The organism is Vibrio sp. OPT46, from assembly GCF_015163535.1.
In the GTDB taxonomy this organism is placed as follows: domain Bacteria; phylum Pseudomonadota; class Gammaproteobacteria; order Enterobacterales; family Vibrionaceae; genus Vibrio; species Vibrio alginolyticus.
The window spans coordinates 82,960-91,432 of sequence record NZ_JADDYG010000730.1 but is presented as its reverse complement, the minus strand read 5'-3'; the positions used below and the strand labels follow the sequence as shown (position 1 = coordinate 91,432).

Annotated in this window: 7 protein-coding genes; 5 read left to right on the top strand and 2 right to left on the bottom strand. The window is 46.5% G+C overall.

The annotated features are described in order from the left end of the window. Positions 1–213: 213 nt before the first annotated feature. Together IQR33_RS26495 and IQR33_RS26490 are read right to left on the bottom strand one after the other, a co-directional pair. Positions 214–1,689, bottom strand: a complete 1,476-nt coding sequence (locus tag IQR33_RS26495; protein WP_005377816.1) for a Na+/H+ antiporter NhaC family protein — start codon at positions 1,687–1,689, stop codon at positions 214–216. A gap of 18 nt (positions 1,690–1,707) precedes the next feature. Continuing rightward, positions 1,708–3,051, bottom strand: a complete 1,344-nt coding sequence (locus IQR33_RS26490; protein ID WP_005377815.1) for a glutamine synthetase family protein — start codon at positions 3,049–3,051, stop codon at positions 1,708–1,710. A 340-nt stretch (positions 3,052–3,391) separates the two neighbouring features. Here IQR33_RS26490 and IQR33_RS26485 point away from each other — a divergent pair, with 340 nt between their 5' ends. The 5 genes from IQR33_RS26485 to aguB are packed head-to-tail and all read left to right on the top strand — an operon-like array spanning position 3,392 to position 8,433. Then, positions 3,392–4,138: a gamma-glutamyl-gamma-aminobutyrate hydrolase family protein gene (locus tag IQR33_RS26485; RefSeq protein WP_017633975.1), complete on the top strand. Its 747-nt coding sequence runs from the start codon at positions 3,392–3,394 to the stop codon at positions 4,136–4,138. Positions 4,139–4,156: 18 nt separating this feature from the next. Further along, the gene (gene puuR / locus IQR33_RS26480; protein ID WP_005377813.1) at positions 4,157–4,714 is read left to right on the top strand and encodes an HTH-type transcriptional regulator PuuR; all 558 of its coding nucleotides are present in this window, start codon (positions 4,157–4,159) and stop codon (positions 4,712–4,714) included. Positions 4,715–4,749: 35 nt separating this feature from the next. Further along, positions 4,750–6,234: an aldehyde dehydrogenase gene (locus IQR33_RS26475; RefSeq protein WP_176310937.1), complete on the top strand. Its 1,485-nt coding sequence runs from the start codon at positions 4,750–4,752 to the stop codon at positions 6,232–6,234. A gap of 37 nt (positions 6,235–6,271) precedes the next feature. Continuing rightward, positions 6,272–7,549 carry an NAD(P)/FAD-dependent oxidoreductase gene (locus tag IQR33_RS26470; RefSeq protein WP_193837422.1) on the top strand — a complete coding sequence of 426 codons (1,278 nt, stop codon included), beginning with the start codon at positions 6,272–6,274 and terminating at the stop codon, positions 7,547–7,549. Between the two features lie 17 nt (positions 7,550–7,566). After that, positions 7,567–8,433, top strand: coding sequence for an N-carbamoylputrescine amidase (gene aguB / locus IQR33_RS26465; protein WP_140100406.1), 867 nt, complete (start codon positions 7,567–7,569; stop codon positions 8,431–8,433). The last annotated feature ends 40 nt before the right edge of the window (positions 8,434–8,473 follow it).

The window sequence follows — 8,473 nt, the reverse complement described above, 5'->3', positions numbered from 1 at the left end:
TTAAGTTACTCAAAAGCTGCCTTGTTGCACAATAAACGCTTCGCTAAGCGTAAACCAAAAATATTAGGTTTACCAAACCCTTATTGAGTGCAGCTGTACATCTTTGAGTATTTTTATACTGAACGAACGTAAAGTAGTTTTAAGAGGATCATTTGACTTGATAGAACAAAACCCCGCTATTTTTGAGCAGGGTTTTGCAATTAGATAAAGGGGCTAACCGATGATGAAGAAGAAAATCGCGGTTGCAACAATACCAATCAACGCATAAGGAAACTGTGTGGTTGCGTGTTGCATTGCTGTACAGCCCGAACCTTGTGCAGATAACACGGTTGAGTCACTAAAGAAACAAGAGTGGCTCCCTGCCGCTGATGCTGAAAGCAGCGCTGCAACGGTTAAGTGTAGAGGCACACCAAGCTGTTCGCCCAAAGGTAGAACAATTGGCATCGCTACTGCAAACGTTCCCCAAGACGATGCCGTTGCAAATACCAACGCGCCCGTAATCATAAAGATAATCGCCGGGAAGTAAGACGCTGACAGGTAAGGGCTGACGGTCTCAATGACATACTGCGTGACGCCCAATGAGTCGTTGACCGATTTCAACATGAAACCACCAATAACGGTCGCAAGCGGCAGTAGCATAACCTTAATGCCATCATAAACAGCTTCGAACATGTCGTTCATCGAGATCAGTTTTTGTGCGCCGTAAAAGCTAATAGTAAAGATTAGCGCGACGAAAACACCAGCAAGTAGATCGATACCAAAGTACCAACTTGCGGCAACGAGTACGATCATCGGCAACAAGAAGTTGACAAGGCCCATGGTTGGGTTGGTATGTGCAGATACATCGGGACCAAAGTCGACATCTGTTGCACCGTCTGGACGAACTTGACCATTCTTCGCACGCTTTTCTGCCTTTTTCATCGCACCTAGATCTGGGATCTTTTCCATTGCAACCAGCAAAACAATCACCAGCGTTACCCAGCCGTAAGCCATGTATGGAATAGCTTCAATGTATGCTTTGATACCATCTCCCGCTTCTGCTACTCCGTTTGCTTCTAGCAACGAACTGAAGAAAATTGCCCAAGTGGAAATCGGTACGAGGATACAGATAGGCGCGGCGGTTGAATCCACAAGATATGAGAGCTTTTCACGCGAGATTTGGTAGCCGTCCGTAACTTTTTTCATTGAGGAAGAAATTGCAATCGCATTCAAATAATCGTCGATAAAGATCAGAATACCTAACGCAAAGGTCATCAGCATCGATTGCTTACGGCTTTTTACTTTCGTGACCAACATGTCGGAGAAGCTTAAGATACTGCCGCCTTTCTCCAAAATAGCAATTAGGCCGCCCATCAAACCACAAACGAGGATGATCCAGGCAATAGTTTCATCCATCATTACACTCATGGAAATATCAACAATCTGTTCTACCGCTTCAGTTGGGTTAAGCAGAAGAACACCGGCAATAGCGCCGCTAAAGAGGGCTTCCACAGTTCGGTGTGTTGTCAGCGCAAAGACCAATACCAACGCCGTTGGTAAAAGACTCATCCATCCGTAGGCTTCGCCTTCCTCATGGTTCAAACCGATTGTGGTAAAAAAGACAAACGTCGCAACCGAGATTAAAGAAACAATAATGTGTTGAGAGTTGATTTTAAGAGGCGCATCCAGCGCCTTGGTCTGCGTAGTCATAAAGTTCATTTCCTTTGTTTATGCCGAGTGCAACATCCAGTCGATTTCCAATGGAGTAATCGCTCGCTCAAATTCTGCGAGTTCACTCTGTTTGCAAGCTAGATACAAATCGATAAAATCTCTTGAGATGTATTGAGCTAGCTCACTGTGCTCCAGTCGCTCTAGAGCTTCTGACATACGCAGAGGTAACTCAATTGCATCATCACTGAGAGTCGGTGGACATTGATCTTTGGTGTAGCTTTCACTCGCTAATACTGCGGAAAGTACTACTGCAGCGAGAATGTATGGGTTAACGTCAGCGCCTGCTATACGATGCTCTATACGGCGATTTTTGCTATCGCTGATAGGCACACGCAACGCAACACCGCGGTGGTTTTCTCCCCAATCGGCTTTGGTCGGGACGTAAGCGCCAGGAACAAAGCGACGGTAAGAGTTAACGTTAGGACAGATTAGGGCCATGGCATCGGATGTTTGTGACAGCATCGCTGCCATGGTTTGATAGAAGAAGGCGCTCGCTTGACCGTCTGATTGGCTAAAGTGGTTGTTACCATCTGTATCAACCAAGCTGAGATGAATGTGCATGCCATTACCCGCTTGCTCACTAAAAGGTTTCGCCATAAATGTGGCGTCAAATCCGTGCTGATGAGCGACCTGGCGAATCAAGCGTTTTGCGATGATGATTTCATCACATGCTCGAAGTACATCTTTAGAATGGTTGAAGTTGATTTCGAACTGCCCTGGGGCCGATTCAGATAGGGCTCCGGAAGTGTTTAAACCTTGTTCTAATGCAATTCGATTAAGGTCGGCCAAGAAATCAGCGTAGTCATCTAGTCCATCAAGGTCGTAAACCTCGGTATCTTTTTCTCGAGTTTTTTTCGTGGGGTTAATTGCCGTTAATGGTTCGCCATTTTCGCCGCGGGTTTTGTCTATTAAATAGAACTCCAGCTCGAGCGCGACACAAGGATATTGGTCTTTAGCATGCAGTGTTTGCAATATAGAAGCGAGAATGTTTCGGATGAACAGTGGGTTAGGGTGCTGCCCGGTTTCATCCATCATACTAAGCAGTAGCTGACCAACTTGTTCTTTTGCCGTCGGCATTAAGGTGCCGCTGATTGGATAGCAGAGATTATCTGGTTCTCCGAGATCTTCTCCCAACCCGGCCGTTTCAACGACGTTACCTTTGGTATCTAGGGTGATGGTCGAAAGGGGGAGGGCAACACCTTTATTCAGTTTTTCTAGAGCATCTATCGGGATGCGTTTTCCTCTTGGGGTGGCATTTATATCGGTAAAGATGAGATCGATAAATTCAATATCGGGCCATTTTTGTTTAAAATTTTGTACTTCCTGTAGATACGATTCCATTTTCTTCTCCAAATAGCCTGACGAGTAGAAATTAGAAATAACCAAATTAACAAATAAATTACAGCACTCTGAACGAGTTGTTTGTTTTTCAGGTTATTTTTAATTTAAACATGCACTTACACTGTGCTTTTGATGTTTAACGGCTGGTTTTTATGTCTTTCTGTTAACTATTTTGTAACGGTTGGTTTTGTTTTGTTCAATATAATGAGCATAAATATTCAGTTTTGAAGCCTAAAAAGTGCGCCAGATCACGTTGTGACGATAATAATGGTCATCTGTGTTGATAATTTTGTACATGGTTTGTAGGGTTTGTGTTAAATAAATTGAACACGGACATATCATGGCAGATACACACAAACCCATCATTGGTGTGGTTAGCTGCGCTAAAGAGTTGGGTGGCTATCAGATACAAGCGGTCAACGACTTTTACCTTCGCGCCATAAAGGATTTTGGAGGACTACCGATTATGTTGGCTCCCGACATGTCGGTCGATGACGTAACCACCATCCTAGACATATGTGATGGTTTTCTTTTTCCTGGCAGCCACTCTAACGTTGCGCCACATCGATACAATGCAACGCACGAAGAGAGCTACAAAGATGAAGCTCGTGATGAGCTCTCATTCACGTTAATTCGTCATGCGGTTGACCAAAACATTCCGTGCCTTGGTATTTGCCGCGGCTTTCAAGAGATGAATGTCGCACTTGGTGGCTCGTTAAACCCAGCCGTTCATGACTCCGGCTTCAATGACCATCGTGAAGCGCCTGTTGAAGATTTCGAACAAAAATACGCGCCAGCACACGCTGTGCTAGTTCAAAAGCAGAGCTTATTTGAACAATGGCTGGTGCAAAATCATTGGGAAAATACCACCTTCTTTGAAGTGAACACACTACACAACCAAGGCGTCGATCAGCTTGCTCCTCTATTACAAGTAGAAGCTAAAGCCCCGGATGGCTTGGTAGAAGCATTTAGTCTTCCTAATCAAAAATTTTTCGTTGGCGTGCAGTGGCACCCAGAATGGGAAGCAAAAACCAATCATTTCTCTCAAATTTTGTTCAATGAATTTATGATGGCTACCTCTCGTTAAACGTTTGGAGCTGTATGAATGGACAATCAAGAGATTGGTAAAAATATTGTTCAGTTACGAAAAAAACATGGATTGTCACAAAGGGAACTAGCCGAGCGCGCTGGTATTACCCACAGTGCAATCTCATCCATTGAAAATGGCAAAGTGAGCCCGTCGGTCAGCTCACTACAAAAAATCGTTAATGTATTTTCTTTATCGTTATCAGAGTTTTTCACTTTTGAACAACCTTCGAACGATGAAGTGAAAGTAGTCATCAAGCCGTCAGATCTTGTGGAAATCGGGAGCGAGACGGTGTCCATGAAACTGGTAACGAATGGCGACAAAGATCAAGTCATCGGATTCTTGATCGAGGAATACGCACCTTATGGAACCACTGGTGCGGCAGAAATCAAACACGAAGGCGAAGAGATTGGCACCGTATTAGAGGGTGAAATCACTCTGGAATATAAAGGGCAATCTCATGTCATAACAGCGGGCGAGTCGTACATTATTGATACGACGAAGCCCCATCGATTTACAAATCACACAGACAAGGCTTGTCGAATGATAAGTGCGCATACGCCAACCACATTTTAGTGGGGGCTTGCCTTGTGTGATCACAAGGAGAGCGTATGAAAACCCAAGAGCAATGGATTGAACTAAAAAACAATCTAAACATCGAAAACAGGGCGTACATTAACGGTGAATACAGTGCTGCTTTAACAGGGCAAACCATCCCGGTAGTTAACCCAGCAACAGATGAGATATTCACCGAAATCGCCCGTTGCCAAAATGAAGATGTTGATCTCGCAGTTTCATACGCTCGCCAAGCATTTCAATCCGGTCAGTGGAGCGAGAGCAGCCCAGCTCATCGCAAAGCAGTGCTTAAACAGTTTGCTGACTTGATTGATCAAAACCAAGAAGAATTGGCTCTGCTAGAAACGCTTGATACCGGTAAGCCTATCTCTCACAGCTTCTCTACCGATATTCCTGGTGCGGCGAGTGCATTACGCTGGTACGCAGAAGCAATCGACAAAGTATACGGCGAAGTTGCCCCAACCGAAAAAGATGTACACGCTTTTATTTCTCATCAACCGATTGGTGTGGTTGCTGCGGTTGTACCGTGGAACTTCCCACTTTGGCTTGCGTGCTGGAAGCTTGGCCCTGCTTTAGCGGCTGGTAATAGCGTGATTCTAAAACCGTCAGAAAAATCTTCTCTCACCGCGATATTCCTAGGTCAACTTGCTTCTCAAGCGGGCTTACCAACAGGCGTTTTCCAAGTCGTTACGGGTTTTGGTCATGAAGCTGGCGACGCGCTGGCGAAACACCAAGACGTAGACTGCATCGCCTTCACAGGCTCGACGCGCATTGCAGGTCAACTGATGGTCAGATCGGGTGAGAGCAACCTAAAGCGTGTGTTTGCAGAAGCGGGCGGCAAGAACGCGAACATCGTGTTTGAAGATTGTGATGATTTAGACCGCGCAGCAGCAGACACCGCCGCAGGGTGTTTCTACAACCAAGGTGAGGTGTGCGTCGCGGCAACCCGCCTGCTTGTTCACGAAAGCATCAAAGATCAGTTTATAGAAAAAGTTATTCAAGCGTCGAAAGCGTTCACGCCAAAAGACCCAATGGACCCAAGTTCATCCATGGGTGCACTCATCGACCAAGATCATAAATCAAAAGTATTGGAATACATCTCGTTAGGTGAATCAGAAGGTGCAAACGTACGTTGTGGTGGCGATGTCGATGGGCAGGGCGCATTTGTTTCCCCAACCATTTTAGACAACGTCGACAACAAGATGCGTGTCGCTCAAGAGGAAATTTTTGGTCCGGTGCTGTGTGTCATTCCATTCAAAGATGAAGCGCAAGCAATTGAGATCGCTAACGATTCGAAGTACGGCTTAGGTGCTGCACTTTGGAGCAGCAATATCAACCGCGTTCATCGCGTAGCAAAACGACTGCAAGCCGGCTCGGTTTGGGTCAACAACTACAACGAAGGTGACATGACGGTCCCATTTGGCGGATTCAAAATGAGCGGAAATGGTCGAGACAAGTCTCTCCACGCGATTGCAAAATTCACCGAAACCAAAACCACTTGGATTCGCCTCCATCCTTAAGCCTGCTGACGATTACGATAAATAAAGGAATAGTTCTATGAACAAGCATACGGATTCGTTCTACGCGCACTCTGTGCCAAACATGCCGGAATACCCACAGTTGCAAAACGACATCGAGTGCGATGTGTGTGTAGTCGGTGCGGGATTTTCTGGTCTTTCTTCTGCACTACACCTTGCAGAAAAAGGTTTTAAAGTTGTTGTGCTAGAAAGCGCAAAAGTGGGCTTTGGAGCAACTGGTCGTAACGGTGGCCAAATCGTTAACAGCTACAGCCGAGATGTTGACGTGATTGAAAGCCGTTACGACCAAAACCAAGCCAAAGCTCTGTGCGATATGATTTTTGAAGGCGGCGATATCATCCGTGGTCTGATCGACAAATACGACATCAACTGTGATTACAAGCAAGGCGGCTTGTTCACGGCACTGAACAGTAAACAACTCAAAGGGCTAGAAGAACATAAGAAGAACTGGGAGCGTTACGGCAACGACCAACTGACTCTGCTTGACGCAGGAGAAGTAGAACAAGCGGTAGGGACCAAAGTGTACACTGGTGGCTTGTTGGATATGCGCGGTGGTCACATTCACCCGCTTAAACTCGCGTTAGGTGAAGCCGCTGCGTTTATTTCTCTGGGTGGCCAAATCTTTGAGCAGTCGGCGGTCGTATCGATTGACAAAGGGATTAACCCAGTAGTGAAAACAGCGCAAGGCAGCGTGAAGAGCAAGTACGTGGTTTTGGCAGGTAACGCCTACCTTGGTGGTTTGGCACCAAACATCAGCAACAAAGCGATCCCGTGCGGCACACAAGTGGTGGCGACTCAGCCTTTGAGTGATGAGCAGCTAAAACAAGTGCTGACTAGCGACTACTGCGTTGAAGACTGTAACTACTTGCTTGACTACTTCCGCTTAACCGCCGACAAGCGTTTGTTGTTCGGAGGTGGTGTGGTTTACGGAGCACGTGACCCAGAAAACATCGAAGCACTGATCCGTCCGAAGATGGAAAAAGTCTTCCCACAATTGAGAGGCATCAAGATTGATTACACCTGGACAGGTAACTTCTTGCTGACTTACTCACGCATGCCGCAATTTGGCTCGTTTGCAGACAACATTTACTACCTACAAGGCTACAGCGGTCACGGTGTAACGTGTACTCACCTAGCAGGTAAGTTGCTGGCCGAAGCTCTGACCGGACACGCAGAACGCTTTGACGCGTTTGCTGCACTGAAACATTACTCCTTCCCGGGGGGCCGCCACTTCCAAATTCCGTTTACGGCAATGGGCGCGGCTTACTATAACCTACGTGACAAACTGGCGATTTAAGAGATAAGGAATATCCAATGAGCAAAGTAGTGAAATTTGCAGCCCTTCAACTGACGAAAAGCTGGGATCTGGAAGATAACTTAGCCAAAGCAAAAAAGGCGATTCGTGAAGCAGCACAAAACGGTGCGAACGTGATTCTTCCGCAAGAGCTGTTCGCTGCGCCTTACTTCTGCAAAAAACAAGAAGCAAAGTATTTCGAGCTTGCAGAAGAAACGGAGAATTGTCGTCTTATTAAAGAGATGAGTGCGTTGGCTAAAGAGCTCGGCGTGGTGATTCCTGTCAGCTACTTTGAAAAAGCGGGCAATACGTTTTTTAACTCGCTAGTGATGATTGATGCCGATGGTACGGTACTAGATAACTACCGCAAGTCACACATTCCTGACGGCCCGGGCTACAGCGAGAAGTACTACTTTAGCCCTGGCGATACCGGTTTCAAAGTGTGGCAAACCAAGTTCGGTAAGTTCGGTGCTGGCATTTGCTGGGACCAATGGTTTCCAGAGCTTGCACGCAGCTTGGCTCTGCACGGCGCGGAAGCGATTTTTTACCCAACTGCAATCGGTTCTGAGCCTCAAGATCCGACACTGGATTCACGTGACCACTGGCAACGTACAATGCAAGGTCACTCGGCAGCAAACCTCGTTCCAGTGATTGCGTCAAACCGAGTGGGCACTGAAGTCGATGATGGTATCGAGACCACGTTCTACGGTTCTTCTTTTATCACTGACCACACTGGCGCAAAAATTGCCGAAGCACCACGTGAAGGTGAAACCATCATTTACGCAGAAATCGACCTTGCTGCGACAGCGAAAGCGCGTCACGCATGGGGCTTGTTCCGCGACCGTCGTCCAGACCTTTACACCAGCGTTGGCAAACTAGCCGTTTAAAGAGGCATTTAAATGAAGTTATCGACAACACCAGCGCAAG